The 16,864-nt window shown below is 64.6% G+C and carries 16 protein-coding genes; 15 read left to right on the top strand and 1 reads right to left on the bottom strand.

From position 1 onward, the window contains the following. Positions 1–32: 32 nt before the first annotated feature. On the bottom strand, positions 33–746 hold the full coding sequence (locus G3W89_RS23935) for an autoinducer binding domain-containing protein (protein ID WP_197893578.1): 714 nt from the start codon (positions 744–746) through the stop codon (positions 33–35). 356 nt (positions 747–1,102) lie between these two features. Between G3W89_RS23935 and G3W89_RS23930 the strand changes: the two genes are divergently transcribed. The 15 genes from G3W89_RS23930 (at position 1,103) to G3W89_RS23860 (ending at position 16,863) form a co-directional block, all read left to right on the top strand. Further along, positions 1,103–1,393, top strand: coding sequence for an RHS repeat domain-containing protein (locus G3W89_RS23930; RefSeq protein ID WP_162572185.1), 291 nt, complete (start codon positions 1,103–1,105; stop codon positions 1,391–1,393). 68 nt (positions 1,394–1,461) lie between these two features. Further along, positions 1,462–5,559 (top strand): DUF6531 domain-containing protein, encoded by a 4,098-nt coding sequence (locus G3W89_RS23925; protein WP_162576497.1) that lies wholly within the window; start codon positions 1,462–1,464, stop codon positions 5,557–5,559. A gap of 27 nt (positions 5,560–5,586) precedes the next feature. Beyond that, on the top strand, positions 5,587–7,686 hold the full coding sequence (locus G3W89_RS23920) for an RHS repeat-associated core domain-containing protein (protein WP_162576496.1): 2,100 nt from the start codon (positions 5,587–5,589) through the stop codon (positions 7,684–7,686). After that, positions 7,683–8,111, top strand: a complete 429-nt coding sequence (locus G3W89_RS23915) for a hypothetical protein (RefSeq protein WP_162576495.1) — start codon at positions 7,683–7,685, stop codon at positions 8,109–8,111. The genes G3W89_RS23920 and G3W89_RS23915 overlap by 4 nt, the downstream gene beginning before the upstream one ends. Before the next feature lies 1 nt (position 8,112). Further along, on the top strand, positions 8,113–8,229 hold the full coding sequence (locus G3W89_RS33730; protein WP_162576494.1) for an NTF2 fold immunity protein: 117 nt from the start codon (positions 8,113–8,115) through the stop codon (positions 8,227–8,229). Positions 8,230–8,414: 185 nt separating this feature from the next. Then, positions 8,415–8,894 carry a hypothetical protein gene (locus G3W89_RS23905; RefSeq protein WP_162576493.1) on the top strand — a complete coding sequence of 160 codons (480 nt, stop codon included), beginning with the start codon at positions 8,415–8,417 and terminating at the stop codon, positions 8,892–8,894. A gap of 71 nt (positions 8,895–8,965) precedes the next feature. Next, positions 8,966–9,397 (top strand): type II secretion system major pseudopilin GspG, encoded by a 432-nt coding sequence (gene gspG, locus G3W89_RS23900; protein WP_162576492.1) that lies wholly within the window; start codon positions 8,966–8,968, stop codon positions 9,395–9,397. Between the two features lie 13 nt (positions 9,398–9,410). Next, positions 9,411–10,613, top strand: coding sequence for a type II secretion system F family protein (locus G3W89_RS23895; protein WP_162576491.1), 1,203 nt, complete (start codon positions 9,411–9,413; stop codon positions 10,611–10,613). Between the two features lie 41 nt (positions 10,614–10,654). Then, complete coding sequence (locus tag G3W89_RS23890) at positions 10,655–12,181, top strand: GspE/PulE family protein (RefSeq protein WP_162576490.1); 1,527 nt, start codon at positions 10,655–10,657, stop codon at positions 12,179–12,181. Next, complete coding sequence (locus G3W89_RS23885; RefSeq protein ID WP_162576489.1) at positions 12,162–12,941, top strand: hypothetical protein; 780 nt, start codon at positions 12,162–12,164, stop codon at positions 12,939–12,941. Before G3W89_RS23890 ends, G3W89_RS23885 begins: the two co-directional genes overlap by 20 nt. Continuing rightward, positions 12,941–13,462 (top strand): PilN domain-containing protein, encoded by a 522-nt coding sequence (locus G3W89_RS23880; RefSeq protein WP_162576488.1) that lies wholly within the window; start codon positions 12,941–12,943, stop codon positions 13,460–13,462. The genes G3W89_RS23885 and G3W89_RS23880 overlap by 1 nt, the downstream gene beginning before the upstream one ends. Beyond that, a complete protein-coding gene (locus G3W89_RS23875) occupies positions 13,459–14,061 on the top strand; it encodes a hypothetical protein (protein ID WP_162576487.1) in 603 nt (200 codons plus the stop codon). The genes G3W89_RS23880 and G3W89_RS23875 overlap by 4 nt, the downstream gene beginning before the upstream one ends. Continuing rightward, positions 14,058–14,552 carry a hypothetical protein gene (locus G3W89_RS33105; RefSeq protein WP_197893577.1) on the top strand — a complete coding sequence of 165 codons (495 nt, stop codon included), beginning with the start codon at positions 14,058–14,060 and terminating at the stop codon, positions 14,550–14,552. The genes G3W89_RS23875 and G3W89_RS33105 overlap by 4 nt, the downstream gene beginning before the upstream one ends. Further along, positions 14,549–16,393 (top strand): tetratricopeptide repeat protein, encoded by a 1,845-nt coding sequence (locus G3W89_RS23865; RefSeq protein ID WP_162576486.1) that lies wholly within the window; start codon positions 14,549–14,551, stop codon positions 16,391–16,393. The genes G3W89_RS33105 and G3W89_RS23865 overlap by 4 nt, the downstream gene beginning before the upstream one ends. Continuing rightward, positions 16,390–16,863 carry a type II secretion system protein gene (locus G3W89_RS23860; protein WP_269474985.1) on the top strand — a complete coding sequence of 158 codons (474 nt, stop codon included), beginning with the start codon at positions 16,390–16,392 and terminating at the stop codon, positions 16,861–16,863. The genes G3W89_RS23865 and G3W89_RS23860 overlap by 4 nt, the downstream gene beginning before the upstream one ends. Position 16,864 lies beyond the last annotated feature (1 nt).

The following is a 16,864-nucleotide window of genomic DNA, read 5'->3' as shown; positions in this document are numbered from 1 at the left end:
CCTGCAGCCCTGATGCGGGGCGCCTTTGCGCATCAGCCCAGCAGACCCAGCATCGCCGCCCGCACCGTGGCGGCTGTCTTGTTGGCCGACCTGAGCTTGGAGATCGCGTTCTTCACGTGATAGTTCACGGTGTCGATCGAGATCCGGAGGATGTCCGAGGTTTCCTGGGTGGTCTTTCCGTCGGCCGTCCATCTGAGAATCTCGATCTCGCGCTCCGTCAGCGGTTTCTCGGGCGACGGGTTCATTTGCGGGACGAGCACACGGGAGAACGCCACGTGGGAAGCATGGGCCAGCCATCGCATGCGCAGCTCCTTCGCGTGCAGTTCATTCGCGGTGAGTGGCGGCGTCGATCTCGACAGCGTGAGCATGCCGCCGACGCCGTGGCTGTCCAGGCTCGACTGGGCCCACCCATGGCACAGGCCGAATGAGCGCGCTTCCGCCCACATGGCAGGGACGTCGGCGAAGAGCGCATCGCTCCAGATGATCGGCGTGCGGCTGTGTCGCGCGTGCCGCACTACCGGGTCGAGGCCCAGGTAGCCCGCTTCCTCGTAGCGGCGGCGCCATGCCGGCGGATGGTTGTCGAGCATGACGACCTTCGGATTGGTGAGGGGCAGCGGCGCGCGCAGGCCATAGGCGCAATGCTCGAATCCCAACTGGTTCGCCTCGGCGAGCACCCGCGCGAATATCCGTTGTTCGTCGCGAGAGCAATCGAAGGCCTCCATGAGGTCATCAGCCCATGTCTGCAAAGCGGACCTCATGCATCTGCAGCTCAATGGAGGAAGCGCGGCGGCTGCCCGGCCGATAGTGAGCGTCCAGGGCGATGCGCCACGTCTTCGTGGCCTTTACGTCCAAGCGATTTCGCATGACAAGGAACGACCGCGGGCCGGAGCCAGCGGTCGTTCAGGTTCTCCCTGTTTTTGGTGGCGCGAAGATACCGAGGCGGGAGCGTCCGTGCAATTCAGCCGGAAGTTTTATCGGTATCGACGATGGGTTTGGGACTTGGTCTGCGGGTGATCGCGCATGAAGAATGCGCGACAAAAAGCGAGTTTTGCTTGCTGTCGGCTCGACTACAGTCCGCGACACCAAAAAAACGGGAGCCCCCATGAAGAACAAGATCGCTGCATTGCCAGCGCATGCATCGAGCTCGCACGCACCGATGCCATCCGATCGCCATGTGCCGACACGGATGTTGAGCCGCACAGTTCTTGCCGCTTGCCTGTGCGCCGCCGCGCTCGCAGGCCATCCTGCCAACGCGGGTTCCGTGAGCTACAGCTACGACGCCCTGGGCCGACTGGCCAGTGCCGTCTACAGCGACGGCGCCTCCACCACCACGATCACCTACAGCTACGACGCAGCAGGCAATCGCAGCTCGGTCGCGGCCACCTCGTCGTAGTCGGCCGGCTCCCGCTGCACGCCAAGCGCGTGCAGCCCGTTCTCGAATAAAAACCCCAGGGAGTTCCCATGTCCAAGCTCGCGCGCGCGTGCGCCGTTGCCGTGGTCGTTGCCACATCGCTTGCAGGCGGCATTGCGGCTGCACAGATCCAGGGAGGCGTTGCACGCAAGGCTGCACCGCCTGCAATCGCCCTCGGCGTTCCGGTTGCCAAGTCCGGTGTCAGCCTGCGCTCCTCCTCCACCAGCACATCAGGCTCGGGCAGTTCGTTGAGCTTCGCAAGCGGCCAGCCCGCCCTGCGCTACCAGGCTGTGGACCTTCCCACCGCCAAGGACCCCGTGCGGCGCGAGGCGGTCAAGGACGGTGCCAAGGAGGCCAATGTCTCTGGGCGAGGTGCAGCCGCTACCAGCAGCACCAGCAGCACCCCCGGCGAATTCGCACCCGCCCCCGGCGTCCTTCGCGCCAACATGCCCCCGGTCACCTTCTCCGATGCTCAAAGCGTCCTGAAGTCGAGAGTCCTTCCGGCCAACGTCAATCAAGGCGTCACTGCGGCATCCACGGCGACCAAGACCAGCAAGACTTCGAGATCCACCTCCGCCGCAAAGATCGCCGGCGACGCCGCTGCCTCCGGCCCCGCCTCCATCGCCGAGCTCGCCCGGTCGCTGCGCAACCATCCCGACCTCATCTACCAGTACGTGCGCAACAACGTCGAGTACTACCCCACCTTCGGCATCCAGAAGGGTGCTCTTGGTGCCGTCCTCGACAACCAGGCCACCGCGCACGACCAGGCCACTTTGATGGTCGAACTGCTGCGCGCCTCCGGCCTGGAGGCCAACTACGTGCGCGGCATCGCCAAGCTCAGCGCCGCCCAACTCGCCGAGTGGTGGGGTGTGAGCACCGCCAATGCCTGCGGTGTCCTCTCGCTCCTGGGCCAGGCCCAGATCCCCGTCTACGAGATCAACGCCACCACCGCCGGCAGCTGCCCCGGCACCGTGGCCGCATTGACCGATGTCTCCATCGAGCACGTCTGGGTCAAGACCAAGATCAACGGCAGCTGGTATGTCTTCGACCCCAGCTACAAGCCTCACACCTTCAAGAGCGGCATCGACCTCGCCAGCTCCGCCACCACCGGCTACGACGCCGCCACCTACCAGTCCTCCGCCCAGAGTGGCGCCACTATCACTGCCGACTACGTCCAGAACCTCAACAGGGCGAACATCCGCAACAACCTGAACAGCTACGCAACCAAGCTGGCGACTTACCTGCGCGCGAACAAGCCCGCTGGCACCCTGGACGATGTCCTCGGCGGCAAGACCATCACTCCCTTCTACGGTGCCCTGCGCCAGACCTCGCTGCCCTACCAGAACACCGCCTGGGGCAGTGAGGAACTCGCCGAACTCCCGGCCTACATGAAGCCCACGCTGCGCGTGCAGTACCAGGGCATCGACCAGACCTACACGTCCGATGCGATCTACGGGCGTCGCCTGACCCTCACCTACAACGGTGCCAACCAGCCCATCCTCAAGCTCGATGGCGTTGCCGCCGGTGCACCGGGCACGGCAGTCACTCCCGGTACCTCCACCTCGATCACCTTCACCGTCACCCACAACGCCTACGTCTCGACCTGGGCCAACCACAGCTTCACGCAGAGGATCAAGGGCGGCGGCACCAACACCTTCCTGATCGCCAACGGCTGGGGTCCGGCAGGCCGAGGCCCCGCCGAGAACTACCGCAGGACGCTGAGCGACCTCAAGGCTTCCGGCGCCGCCGACGCTTCCGAACCGCTGCTGGGCAGCACCCTGGGCGTCATCGGCGCCCAGTGGATCGCCCAGAACACCCACGCCGGCACCATCACCGAGCGCATCGCCGACACCACCCTCTTGCACCAGCACCAGGTGGGCATCGTGGGCTACACCGGCAGCGCCTACGTCGACCTGCCCAGCAACGTGCTGGCCGTGGCCAACCTCGCGGGCAACACCGACAAGGAGAGCGCCGCGTTTGCCAACTGGGCCATGCACCTGAGCATCCTGGAGTCCACGGCGGTGCAGCAGACCACTGGAGTTCCGGCCGTGTCAACGGTGAAGCTCATCGATCTCGCCTCGGCTGCTGGCCAGCGCATCTACAACGCCACCTCTGCCAACTACGCCAGTGCCGTGCAGCCCAACCTCGTGAACTGCGGGGCGCGTCTCGGCAACTTCAGCAGCTATCTCGCCTCCGGCCTGCGCCTGATCCTGCCGGCGCGCTGTGACATCGCCGAGAACAGCTGGAGCGGTGCGGGCTACTTCACCGTGGGCTCCGGCCTCTACCTGGGCTCCGTCATCAGCGATGGGCTGTCCGGTGGTTATGGAACCCAGCCTCAGGCCGCCGTCTTCGCCAACACCGTCGTCGGTGCCGCCATGCCTTCGCCTCCGATGGTCGAGAACTACTCGGGCTCTGCCTACGGCGACCCTATCGACATGGTGCAAGGCCACTTCCTCTACAACCACGAGGACATCAATGTCGGCGTGGGCGCCTTCCCGCAGAGCCTGTCCTTCAGGCGGCTGTACAGCTCCGGCATGCGCAACCAGAACGGCCCTCTCGGCAAGGGCTGGACCCACAACTTCAACGCCACTGCCGCCGTCAACTCCGATGGGTTCCAGGCGATGGGCGAAGACTCCGCATTGGATGCCGTGGGCACCATCGTCGAGCACAAGGCCTCCTTCGACCTCCTGATGGACCCGGCGCGCCCGCTGGCCAAGCTCGTGACGGCCACGCTCGGCCAGCGCTGGTTCGGCGACCAGCTCATCGACAACACCGTCGTTGTCACCCAAGGCCTCAACGGCGAGGTCTTCGTCAAGCTGCCCGACGGCAGCTACAACCCGCCCCCGGGCAAGCCCGTCAAGCTCAGCCGGAACGCGGATAACACCTATAGCTATGAGACGCTCAATCGCGCGGTCCTCAAATTCAACGCCGCGGGCAAGGCGGAAACCTCCACCGAGCCCAGCGGCGTCCAGGCCAAGTTCAGCTACTCCGGCAACGACCTCACCCAGGTGCAGAACAGCCTCGGCCGCACGCTGAGCTTCACCAACGCCAGCGGACGCATCACCCAGGTGAACGACGGAACGCGTTCCGTGAGCTATGGCTATGACGGCAATTCGAACCTCAAGACCTTCACCAACACGCTGAGCCAGGTCACCACCTTCTCCTATGGCCTCTCCGGCCAGATGACGAGCCTGTACTACCCGAGCTTCCCCACGGTGGCTGCCGCCACCAACGTCTACGACAGCCTGGGCCGCGTCAAGGCCCAGACCAATGCGCGCGGCAAGACCTACGATTACTACTTCGCCGGCTTCCGCACCGAGGAGATCGGCCCGGGCGGCACCGCGCGCACCAACTACATCGACGCCCAGGGCAACACCGTCCAGTCCAGCACGCCCGCGGGCAACTGGACCACCAACACCTACGATGGCCAGTCGCGCCTCATCCGAAAGCAGCTGCCTGAAGGCAATGCCACCGAGTACATCTACGACGACACCCCCTGCGCCGGCGCAGACAAGCGCTGCACGCACAACGTCAAGACCCTCACCAGCATCCCCAAGCCGGGCAGTGGCCTGGCCAACCGCGTGCAGAGCTTTACCTACGAGAGCGCCTTCAACAAGGTGGCCACCGCCACCGATGCCCGGGGCAAGGTCACCAGCTATAGCTACACCGCGCAGGGCCTGCCGCTGACCATCACCGCGCCCGCCGATGCTGCCGGTGCGCTGCCGCAGACCACCTACGCCTACACCGCCTTCACGCCCAGCGGCTTCCCCAGCGTCTACCTGCCGAGCTTGAAGACCATCAAAGCCACCTCCACCAGTACGGTGGTGACCGCCACCACCTACAACGCCGCCAACAAGTACGTGCCGCAGACGAGCACCGTCGACAGCGGCACCGGCAAGCTGAACCTGGCGACCAGCTTCACGTATGACGTGACCGGCAACCTCACCGGGGTCGATGGGCCGCGCACCGATGTGACCGACACCATCGCCACCTTCTACGACACCGAGCGCCGGCCCACGCAGCTCACCGATGCCATGGGCAAGCAGACCGGGATGTTCTATGACGCGGATGGTCGCCTGGTGCGCAGCGTCGAGCAGCATGGCACCGAATGGCGCGTGAACTGCAAGCGCTACAGCCCCACCGGCTAGGTCGTGCGCGAATGGGGCCCGGCGCAGATGTCCTCATTCGCCTACTGCCCGAATGACGTCGCTCCGCTCCCTATCACCGACACGGCCTACGACGACCTGGACCGGCCCTTCCAGACGACCCAGCAACTGGCTGCCAGCGATGGCGGAAACCGCGTCACCGAGACCGTCTACAACCTCGACGACAGCGTGCAGGCCGTCAACAAGGCCGTGGGCACCAGCCTCGCCCAGGCCTACGCCAGCTACACCTACACGCCCAACGGCAATGTCGACTCCGTCAAGGACGCGAAGAACAATCTCACCGTCCATACCTACGACGGCTTCGACCGGCTGGCGCGCACCTACTTCCCGCTGCCGAGCACACCCCTGTACGGCAACGCGAACGACTACGAGGAGAACGCGTACGACGCCAACGGCAACGTCACCTCGATGCGCAGGCGCAACGGCCAGACCATCACCCAGGCATGGGACAACCTCAACCGCCTGAGCACGCGCAGCTATCCCAACACCGCCGACAACGTCCAGTTCGGCTACGACCTGCGGGGGCTCAGGACCTCGGCCCAGTTCGCCAACGGCACGCACGCCATCAGCTACGCCTGGGACAACGCCGGGCGGCTCGCGAGCACCACGGCCGGCGGCAAGACCCTGAGCCACCAATACGACGCTGCTGGCAACCGCATCCGCACCACCTGGCCGGATGCGTTCTACACGACCACCAGCTACGACGCCGCGAACCGGCCGAGCGCCATCGCGGAGAACGGCAGCGTCAACCTGGCCAGCTACGCCTATGACGACCTGAGCCGGCGCACCACCGTGACGCTGGGCAACGGCACAACCGTGCAGCGTGCCTATGACAGGCAGGGGGCGCTGGCCACACTGAAGAACTTCCTGGCCTCACCTTCGCAGGAAGTGCAGTACACGTACACGCGCAACCAGATCCGCGAACTCGAGAGCGTCGCCTGGACCAACAACCTGTACCAGTGGAACGGGGCGAGCCCGGGCACCAAGAGCTACACCAGCAACGGGCTGAACCAGTACACCGCGGCGGGCGGTGCAGCGCACGGCTATGACGCCAACGGCAACCTCACGGGGGATGGCACCTGGAGCTACGGCTATGACCTGGACAACCGGCTGAAGACGGCGAGCAAGGTCGGCACGGCAGCGAGCTTCGCCTATGACGCCGAGGGAAGACTCAGGCAGACGGTGATCGGAGCCACCACGACGAACCTGCTGTACGACGCCGCGAACCTGATTGCCGAGTACGACGCGGCGGGGACCACGCTGCAACGGCGCTATGTGCATGGACCGGGCACCGACGAGCCGATCGTGTGGTACGAAGGATCAGGCACCACCGCCAAGAACTGGTTTTATGCGGACCACCTGGGCAGCATCGTGGCCACGGCCAATGCGACAGGCGCCTCCACGGGCATCTACAGCTATGGGCCCTATGGCGAGCCGAATACGACGACAGGGCCGAGGTTCCGATACACGGGCCAGCAGCTCATCGGTGAACTCGGGCTGTACTACTACAAGGCACGGCTCTACTCGCCGAACCTTGGCAAGTTCCTGCAGACCGATCCGATCGGGTACAAGGATGACGTCAACCTGTATGCCTATGTCTCAAACAACCCAGCCGATAGGAGTGATCCGACCGGATTGGCCGGAGTATTAAGGGGAGCCCTGGCAGGAGCACGCGCGACAGACATGCGAAATATTGCTGCAATAGTGTCCTTTGTGGGGCCGCGCATTGATGAGATGCAAGATGTCTGCGCCCCCTGTTCTACTAGGACATTCAATCAAATGGATTTTGTTGTCCCGCTGGTCAATACGCAGGCGCTTGGAAGTGGAATTTCTGCTACCTACCACGCTGATAACAACACGGCAAATATTCATCCGGATTTTTTTGCCAGCAATAGAATAGATCAAATCAATGTCGTTGCTCATGAATATTTGCATAGCCTTCCAGAGAACAGAGCATTGGTGTCAGCAGCAACTGCTGAGCAAGCGGCAATGTCGTACGAAACTCGACCATGGGAAGCGCCGGCTCTTCGTTTTGGCTCCGCATTTTCAGATAGATTTGCTCCAACGGTCCAAGAACGTTTCATCACTCTGCAAGGAGGACGAAGATGAGAGTGTTTGTTCAGGTTTTATCAACCATCGCGTTTATTGCTGTACTAACACCGTTGGTAAGGGCTGATTCGATAAAAAGTCAAAAAACTATCGTGGTCAGCGTCTCGACAAATCCACTATCCGATGAGGTCAAGGCAAAATTGACGGAGATGCTTCGATTCTCTGATGAGCAATGCTCGGCTGCCCGGCCTGCTAGATTGTATATTCAAGGAATTTCAGAAATGCCGAGAGGAACGCTAAATGAAAAAAATGCCTTAACGAGAGCTCAGCGTGTTCAGCGCTATTTTCTCGACAATGATGACCTATCGCATCTTCGCACATACATTGCAGTTGGCTCGGCCACTGTCGATTTTCTCAAAAAATTGGGTCTTTCTCACACTGTTGCTGCTACCGAAGGCGCAGTGGTTATTCAGGGCGTCTGCTAAAGTGAGCTCGCAATGGCTTGTTATTGGATTGAAAAAAGAAAATGCTGTCGGTGGAGTGGCTTCAATTTTTATTGATAAAGAAAGCGGAAAAGTAACTCGTGTCACTCGCAGCCGGTAGGGTCGTGATGTACAGGGGAGGAACGATTCGCCTGAAAGCGCTAATTCGAACAATGGCCGAAAAACGTTATTGTTGAGTAAGAGCGAGTTGCAAACCGAAGTGGCTCCAAACCCATGCAGATGTCGGAGCCTTGGCTTCGACCGTTCGAGCTCTCGGTTCAAAAGCAAGGCGCGAAAGGCTGTCAAATGAATATTTCCAAGGCTTTAATGAAAATGACCTCCGTCCTTGCTTTGATGGCAAGCTTTCTGGGTCACGCCAACGCAGGTGCGAGCTGTTCGAAATTCATTGACGGCGAAGATTATCTTTTTTTCTATGACGGTTGCGTGCTGGAAGTAGAAAAATTCGATGGCCTCGATTTTTATCTATATGGCGTAAAGCGCAAAGGCGACCCAAGTCGAACTTTGATTACGATGTATCTGGGTGGCGCACCGGATGTTCTCGATTTTTATAGCGATAAGGAAAAAATAGCTAAAAAAATTGTTGAAAAGTTAACAATAGAAATGCGCGAACGTCAAAGTGTCGACGGTGATTTCTATGAGGCACTAATTGCACTTCCGGTTAACTCGGAGGGAAGGGCTGGATATTTTCATATTCGCTCGGGAAGGTTGACGCCTGAGGATTTGGATTTGGTGAAAAAGATAGTATTTTCTATCCGAGCCAAGTAGTTCTCCGGAATTGAGCTCATTGCGGGGAATCAGGCAGCACAACCGATAACCGGCTTTATGAAAGGGAGCAAATGAGAGTTTCAACTAAATCAAGAACACTAAGCACCGGCTTCACCCTGCTCGAACTCCTCGTCGTCCTCGTCATCGTCGGCCTCCTCGCCGGCATCGTCGGCCCGCGCCTCTTCGGCAACGTCAGTAAATCCGAGATCACAACCGCCAAGGCCCAGATCGATGTCTTGGGCAAGGCGCTCGACCAATACCGGCTCGACGTGGGCCGCTATCCCTCCAGCCAGGAAGGTCTCGCCGCACTGATGCGCGCAGCCCCCCGCGACGCACGCTGGCAAGGACCCTACCTGCGCAAGGAGGTGCCGATGGACCCCTGGGGCATGCCGTACCAGTACAAGTTCCCCAGCACCCGGCAGGCCGACGATTTCGATCTTTATTCGTTCGGTCCCGACAAGTCGCCCGGCGGCAGCGGCGACAACGCCGACATCGCGCACTGACCGCACCCGCCCAATGACGATTTTCAAAGTCCGCGGCCTGAGCGCCGAGGGTGAGCTGCAGCTGCATCGCGTGAGCGCGAGCACCTCCGCCGAGGCCGAACGAATCGCGCGCCAGGCCGGGCTGCAGCACGTGACCGGCGTGGCGGGCGGCGGCTTCGTCGGGCGGCAGCCTCGATCGCTGTCGCGCAGCGGCTTCGATTTCTCGCTCTTCGCCCATGAGCTGGTGGCGCTGCTCGGCGCGGGCCTGTCGCTGATCGAAACGCTGGAAACCCTGGCTGAGCGGCAGCCGCAGGACGGCCAGGGTGGCGGCGTGCTCGGCGACCTGGTGCGCAGCATGCAGGAAGGGCAGGCCTTCTCCGCCGCACTGCGGCGCTTCCCCGCGCACTTCCCGGAGCTCTTCATCGCCTCGATCGCAGCCAGCGAGCACACCGGCGAGATGGTGCCGGCCCTGGAGCGCTATCTGCGCTATCACGCGCAGCTGGGCGCGGTTCGCCAGAAGATCGTCAGCGCCTCGCTGTACCCGGCCATGCTTTGCATCGTGGGCATCGGGGTTGCAACGTTCCTGCTGTGCTTCCTGGTGCCGCGCTTCAGCCGCGTGTACGAAGGCATGGAAGACAAGCTGCCGCTGGCGTCGCGCTGGCTCATGCATTGGGGCGCGTTCGCGAGCGCGAACGGACTGGGCCTGCTCGTCGCGGCGGTTGCGGGTCTTGCCGCGATCGCCACGCTGGCGAGCCGCCCCGCCGTGCGCACCCGGCTCGGGGCCGCGCTGCAGGGCAACCGCTGGATCGGCGCCAAGGTCCGCCTGATGCAGCTCTCGCGTTTCTATCGTTCGCTGGGCCTGTTGCTCGGCGGCGGCATTCCCCTGACCAAGGCCTTGCGCATGGCGCAGGGGCTGCTGCCCCTGACTTTGCAGGCCGCCGCGGGCTCGGCCGCACTCGAAGTGTCGCAAGGCCGCAGCCTCAGCGACAGCCTCCAGGCATGCGCGCTGACCACGCCGGTGGCCTTGCGCCTGTTGCGCGCCGGTGAGCGCAACGGGCAGACCGCCGAGATGCTGGAGAAGGCCGCCGCCTTCCACGACACCGAGATGAACCACTGGATCGACCGCTTCACGCGCCTCTTCGAGCCCATGCTGATGCTGGTCATCGGCCTGGCGATCGGCGGCATCGTGATCCTGCTGTACTTGCCGATCTTCGAACTGGCGGGAGCGCTGCAGTGAGCGAGGACGCGCGGCCCAGAGTGGATGTTGCGGCGCCACGGATGATGAGCTTCGCGGAACTCGCGCCGCTCGCCCCCGATTTCGCATCGCTGAGCTTCGGCGAATGCCTGGAGCGCGAATGCGTGCTGCTCGCGGACGATGACGGCACCCGCTACTTCGTGGCCGGCGAGCCGCTGGACGGATTTCTCTGCACCTGGGCCAGCCACCGGATTCCCGGCGCCTTCGTGATCGTGCGCACCCATCCGGCCGACCTGAAGGCGCTGCTGTCGCGGCTCGAAGCGCACCAGCAGGCGCTCCACCACCTGGTTCGGCTGGAGCAGGCCGGCGCGGCGGCGCTGCAGGCCGGCAGCGAAGAGATCTCCCCACGCTCCATCGCCCGGGACGAAAGCCAGGTGGTCCGCCTGGTCAACTCCACGCTCTACGACGCGCACAAGAGCGCCGCCAGCGACATCCATTTCGAGAACACGCCGCAGGGCCTGGTCATCAAGTACCGCATCGATGGCGTGCTGTCGCTCGCGCGGCAGCTGCCCGACCTCGCGCTGACGGAACAGGCGATCTCGCGCCTGAAGGTGATGGCGGAGCTGGACATCGGCGAGAAGCGCGTCCCGCAGGACGGGCGCTTCGCGGTCCATATCGGCGGGCGCGAGATCGACTTTCGCGTGTCTGTCATGCCGGGGCTCTTCGGCGAGGACGCGGTGCTCCGCATCCTCGACAGGCAGTCGCTGACGGCCGAGCTGGCGCAGCTCAGTCTCGACCTGCTCGGCATCGAGGCGGCCACGCAGCAGACGATCCGCCAGCTGGCGAGCCAGCCCTACGGGATGCTGCTCGTCACCGGCCCGACCGGCTCCGGCAAGACGACGACACTCTATGCAACGCTGAGCGAGATCAATCGCGGCGAGGACAAGATCATCACGATCGAAGACCCCGTGGAATACCAGCTTCCGGGAGTCCTGCAGATCCCCGTCAACGAGCGCAAGGGCCTCACCTTCGCCAGGGGACTGCGCTCGATCCTTCGCCACGACCCCGACCGAATCCTGGTCGGCGAGATCCGTGATCGCGAGACCGCAGAGATCGCGGTGCAGGCGGCACTGACGGGCCATCTCGTCTTCACGACGGTCCATGCCAACAACGTGTTCGACGTCATCAGCCGCTTCAGGCACATGGGCGTCGATGCCTACAGCTTCGTCACCGCGCTCAACGGGGTGGTGGCGCAGCGGCTGGTGCGCATGAACTGCCCCCGATGCACCGAAGATGTCGAGCCCGGCGACGACTTGCTGCGCGTCTCCGGCATCCAGCGCTCCGAACTTGCCGAAGGAGGGCGGCAGCGGCAGGGCCAGGGCTGTGCGCATTGCCGCGGCACCGGCTACCGCGGCCGTCGCGCATTGACCGAGGTGCTGGTGCTCGATGACGACTTGCGCGAACTCGTCGTCCAGCAGGCGCCGATCGCTCAACTGAAGGCCTCGGCGCGCAGCCGCGGCATGGTGTCGATGCGCCGCGCGGCGCTCGATGCAGTCCGGCGTGGACAGACCACGCTGCAGGAAATCAATCGTGTCACTTTTGTGGAATAGGCTGCGGGTCCGCGTGCATCTGGGCACTCGCGTTCTGGCCGCATGTGAAGTGCGGGCGCACGGCCGCAGCTTCGCAGTGGCACGCAAGGCGCTTTTCCCGTTCGCGCCCGGAGCGCGCGCGCCCGCACTGCTGGCGCTGCGCGAATGGATGGGGTCGGGTGATGCTGCGTCCATCGAATGGGTGCTCGGACCGTCGGACGTGCGCTACCTGCTGCTCCCCTGGTCGCCCGAGCTCGCCGACGAGTCGCTGCGAAACCGTGTGGCCTCCGCGCTGTTCGAGCAGCGCTTCCGGGAAAACGCGTCGACCCATGCAGCGCGTTTCGCGAAGGCCCGATTCGGCCAGCCCCAGCTCGCGGCCTTCGTTTGCGATGCGCTGGTGGCGGAGATCGCCATGCATGCCCGCGAGGCGCGGCTCCGGCTGGGCAGCATTGCCCCGGCGCTGGCGACGGTGTGGAGCCGCTTCGGCAGTGTGCTGACCCGGGAGCATGGCGTTGTGCACCTGGTCGACGGCGATCGGCAGATCGCGGTGCGGCACGAGCGCGGGCACCCGGTCGACATCGCGCTGCGCCCCTTCGACCAACAGCGCGACGCTCCCACGCTCGACGCGCCATGCGAGCCCGGGATGCACCGGCGCTTCTCCTCACGGGCTCCGGCGGGCGGTGCCGCATCCCCAGCGCACGTGCTGATGTTGAACCACGGCCAGGGGTTCGACGCCAACGCAGATGCCGCCTACGCGTTCGCGCTGTGCGGGTTGTTCTGATGCCAGGGGATCTCGAGTTCGCGCCTCATTCACGGTGGTCGCCAGTAGCGGCGCTGTTGCTCGTGCTGGGCATGCTCGGCGGCGTGCACGGCCTGTGGCAACGCCATGCCTTGCTGGCGAAGCGCACGGCGGTGGTGGCGCAAGCCGAGGCGCTGCAACCCCCGCCGACCCGCGAGCGATCGAGCACGGGCGAGGCCCTCCGGCCCGAGGCGTCGGACGAGGCGGATCGACTGATCGCAAGCCTGCATCGCCCCTGGGAGTCCATGCTCGATGCCCTGCAATCGACGGTCACCGACGACGTGCGGGTGACGCGGGTCCAGCCCGAATCGGATGCACTCCGGCTGCGCATTACCGGCGAGGCCGACAACAGCCAGGCCTTCGTTGCGTGGATGCAGCGCCTTCAGTCCGACGCATCGTGGCGCTCCGTCGAGCCGCTGTCCGAAGCGCGGCAGGCGGAAGGTGTCGCGCCCGGTGGCAAGCCCGTGCTGTTCCAGCTTGCCGTGGAGTGGCGGCAACCGTGAAGGCGCTGCTGCCTCGTTCACGCGCTGCCATCACGCGCGCGGTCTGGTCCACCCGCCTCGCATGGGCGTCGCTGCGCAGGCCGATGCTGCTGGCGCTGGCGGCCGTGTGCTTCTGGATTGGGCTCGCAGCGGCCGTCAACCGGCCGCTGCGGCAGGAGATTCGTGCACTGCAAGTCGCGTCCGCGTCCGTGCCGGCACCGCAACGGGTGCCTGATGCCGCGGCAGCGTCCGCGCCGCGAGAGGGGGCCGACCTCGCGCGGGCATTCCTTGCCTTCCTGCCGCAGGCCGACCTGTGGCCCCAGCAGCTGCAGACCTTGCATTCAATGGTCGGGCAGTCCGGCATCGAGCTGTCGCGCGTCGAATACGACAGCCATCGGTTCGAGCACTTGCCCGGAAGCCGCCTGTCGGTGCGGCTGACGATGCAAGCCGGTGCCGTTCCTTTTCGGAAGTTCCTGCACGACGTGCTCGTCGCCATGCCGAATCTCGCGGTCGAACGGATCTCCACGGAGAGATCGCCCGATCGGCCGGACCGGCTCAACATCCGGCTCGACGCCAGCCTGTACTACCGCAACGCTTCGCCCTCGGGAGACGCCCGATGAAACACGGCTCGCTGGGCAAGGGACTCCAGGCGGGATTGCTGTTCACGGCCATGCTGACGGCGCTGGCATTGCTCAAGCCCGAGGCGCTGGCGCCCTGGCCCTCGTCCGCCGAGGGCATGGCGCGCCCGCAGCCGGTCGCTGGAGCCCGCGCACGCGCAGCGGAGCCCTGGCTTCGCACCGCCGCCTTGCCGGAGCCCCCGGAGCCGCCGCAGCCGCCAACGCCCGCACCGCCCCCGCCTGCACCGCCCGCACCGCCACCAGTAATCGAGCCGCCGCCGAAACCGGTGGCCCCCGATCCGCCCTTTACCTACCTCGGCCGCATCGACCAGGACGGCCACACCCATGTCTTCCTCGGCCTCGGTGCAGACCCGCGCGTGGTCGCGGTCGGCGAAGCCGTCGACGCGCAATGGAAGGTCGAGAAGGCCGACCCGACCCAGCTCGTGCTGCGCTACCTGCCCTTGAACGAAATTCGCACCATCGCCTTGCCATGAACCTGATCAGGAAGACCCCGTGGGCAACCGGCCCGCGCGCCGCTGCATGCCTGTTGTCGATCGCGCTGCTTTCCGGCTGCGCCACATACTGGGACGCTCGGCGAGCCGACCGGCTGCTCGCGCAAGGGCAGACCGATGCCGGGCTGGCCATGCTCGAAGGCCTCGCCAAGGAGGACCCGGCGCAGTACCGGCTGCGGTACATGCAGGTCCGCGACGGCGCTCTGCGCGAAATGCTGGCGAGCGCCAGGCAGCTCGCGTCCCGCGGCAAGCCGGCGGAGGCCGAAGAGACCTACCGCGCCATGCTCCGGATCGATCCGCAGAACGAACTCGCGCTCTCCGGCATCGATGCGCTGGCGCGTGGATCGCGTGAAGCCGAGTACCTCGCGAAAGCCAATGCCGCATTGAAGAACGGCGACACCGACGCCGCACTCGACGCGCTGCAGGCCGTGCTCTCCGCCAACCCGGGGCAGCCCGAAGCACAGCGGCTCCAGCAGGGTATCGAGCTGCAGAGGAACCGGGGCCTGGCGGCCGACCCCGTGCTGTCCGACGCACTGCGAAAACCCGTGACGCTGGAGCTTCGCGACGTCGCCCTCCCGACGGTGCTGGAAATCCTCTCCCGCACGTCGAACGTCAACTTCATCCTCGACAAGGACCTCAAGAACGACATCCGGACCACCATCTTCGCGAAGAACACCTCGGTCGCGGATGCGCTCAACCTGGTGCTGCGGACCAACCAGCTCGCGCGCAAGGTGCTCAACGAATCGACCCTGCTGATCTATGCGGACACCGAGGAGAAGAGAAGGCACTACGAGGACCTGGTGATCCGGACCTTCCACCTGAAGAATGCCGACCCGCGCAAGATGCAGGAGCTGGTCAAGACGCTGATCGCGCCGAAGTCGATGGTCGTGGACGACCGGCTCAAGATGATGATCGTGCGCGACAACCTCGACGTCATCGCAGCCACGGAGCGGCTCGTGGCCGCCTACGATGTGGCCGACCCCGAGGTGCTGCTGGAGGTGGAGATTCTCGAGATCAACGCCAACGGGCTGCTCAACGCGGGCATCCAGTATCCGAACCGGCTGGCCGCCGGCGTGCGGGGGAGCGCCGGCGTGCCGGGCCAGCTGACCGTGGACGAACTCCGTGGCCTCGGCCGCAACAGCTTCCAGCTCTTTCTTCCCGACCCGCTGCTCGTGCTGAACCTGAAGCAGACCGGCGAGGACAGCAAGACGTTGGCGAACCCGCGCATCCGCGTGAGCAACCGGCAGAAGGCCAAGGTGCTGATCGGCGACAAGGTGCCCGTCATCACCACGACCATCAACCAGAACTCGAGTGCCTCCACGGAATCGATCAACTATCTGGACGTCGGGCTCAAGCTCGAAGTCACGCCCGAGATCCATGTGAACAGCGAGGTCACGATCGCCATCGAGCTCGAGGTGAGCAGCGTGGTCAAGGAGATCCGGTCGACCACCGGCCTGCTGGCCTACCAGATCGGCACGCGCAACGCGAACACGGTGCTGCGCCTGCGCGACGGCGAGACGCAGGTGCTGGCGGGCCTGATCAAGGACGAGCAGAGCCGAAGCTCCGCCGGCATTCCGGGCCTCGGTGAGGTGCCGGGCGTCGGCCGCGTGTTCTCCAACCAGACCGACACGAAGGGCCGATCGGAGATCGTGCTGCTCATCACGCCCAGGATCGTGCGCACCATGCCGATGCCCGCGGCCCATGTGCTCGAATTTCCCTCGGGCACCTTCGACAACGCCTCGGTCCGCCCGATGCGCCTCACGCCCGGCGGCCAGTACGGCGGCGCGCCCGCGGTTCTTTCGCCAGCGGAACCGAGTCCGTGAAGGCCGCGCGCGGATTCACCCTGATCGAGATGATGGTGACGGTGACGCTGGTCGGCATCCTGGCGTCCGTGGTCGTTCCGTTGACCGAGATGGCCGTGCGGCGCGGAAAGGAGCAGGAGCTGCGCATCGCGTTGCGCGAGATCCGCACCGCCATCGATGCGTACAAGCGCGCGGGCGACGAGGGCCGCATTCATCGTTCCCCGACCACCACCGGCTATCCGCCGACACTGGCGGCGCTGGTCGATGGCGCCGAGGACCTCAAGGACCCAGGCCGCCGCAGGATCTTCTTCCTGCGTCGCGTGCCGCGCGATCCCATGAATGCCGACCCGGCGCTGGCGGCGGAGGCCACGTGGGGCAAGCGCGCGTATGCCAGCGACGCGGAGCACCCGAGGGAAGGCGACGACGTCTACGACGTCTACTCGCCCAGCACCAAGACAGGCCTGAACGGCCGTTCATACAAGGAATGGTGAG

The organism is Variovorax sp. PBL-H6 (genome assembly GCF_901827155.1).
In the GTDB taxonomy this organism is placed as follows: Bacteria; Pseudomonadota; Gammaproteobacteria; order Burkholderiales; family Burkholderiaceae_C; genus Variovorax.
This window is presented reverse-complemented; position numbering and strand designations above follow the sequence as displayed.

Excerpts from the sequence above, each read along its gene's own strand:
- G3W89_RS23920 (WP_162576496.1), top strand. The coding sequence starts at position 5,587 with ATGTCCTCATTCGCCTACTGCCCGAATGACGTCGCTCCGCTCCCTATC.
- G3W89_RS23925 (WP_162576497.1), top strand. The coding sequence starts at position 1,462 with ATGTCCAAGCTCGCGCGCGCGTGCGCCGTTGCCGTGGTCGTTGCCACA.
- G3W89_RS23905 (WP_162576493.1), top strand. The coding sequence starts at position 8,415 with ATGAATATTTCCAAGGCTTTAATGAAAATGACCTCCGTCCTTGCTTTG.
- G3W89_RS23890 (WP_162576490.1), top strand. The coding sequence starts at position 10,655 with ATGATGAGCTTCGCGGAACTCGCGCCGCTCGCCCCCGATTTCGCATCG.
- G3W89_RS23880 (WP_162576488.1), top strand. The coding sequence starts at position 12,941 with ATGCCAGGGGATCTCGAGTTCGCGCCTCATTCACGGTGGTCGCCAGTA.
- G3W89_RS23895 (WP_162576491.1), top strand. The coding sequence starts at position 9,411 with ATGACGATTTTCAAAGTCCGCGGCCTGAGCGCCGAGGGTGAGCTGCAG.
- G3W89_RS23865 (WP_162576486.1), top strand. The coding sequence starts at position 14,549 with ATGAACCTGATCAGGAAGACCCCGTGGGCAACCGGCCCGCGCGCCGCT.
- G3W89_RS33105 (WP_197893577.1), top strand. The coding sequence starts at position 14,058 with ATGAAACACGGCTCGCTGGGCAAGGGACTCCAGGCGGGATTGCTGTTC.
- G3W89_RS23930 (WP_162572185.1), top strand. The coding sequence starts at position 1,103 with ATGAAGAACAAGATCGCTGCATTGCCAGCGCATGCATCGAGCTCGCAC.
- gspG (WP_162576492.1), top strand. The coding sequence starts at position 8,966 with ATGAGAGTTTCAACTAAATCAAGAACACTAAGCACCGGCTTCACCCTG.
- G3W89_RS23915 (WP_162576495.1), top strand. The coding sequence starts at position 7,683 with ATGAGAGTGTTTGTTCAGGTTTTATCAACCATCGCGTTTATTGCTGTA.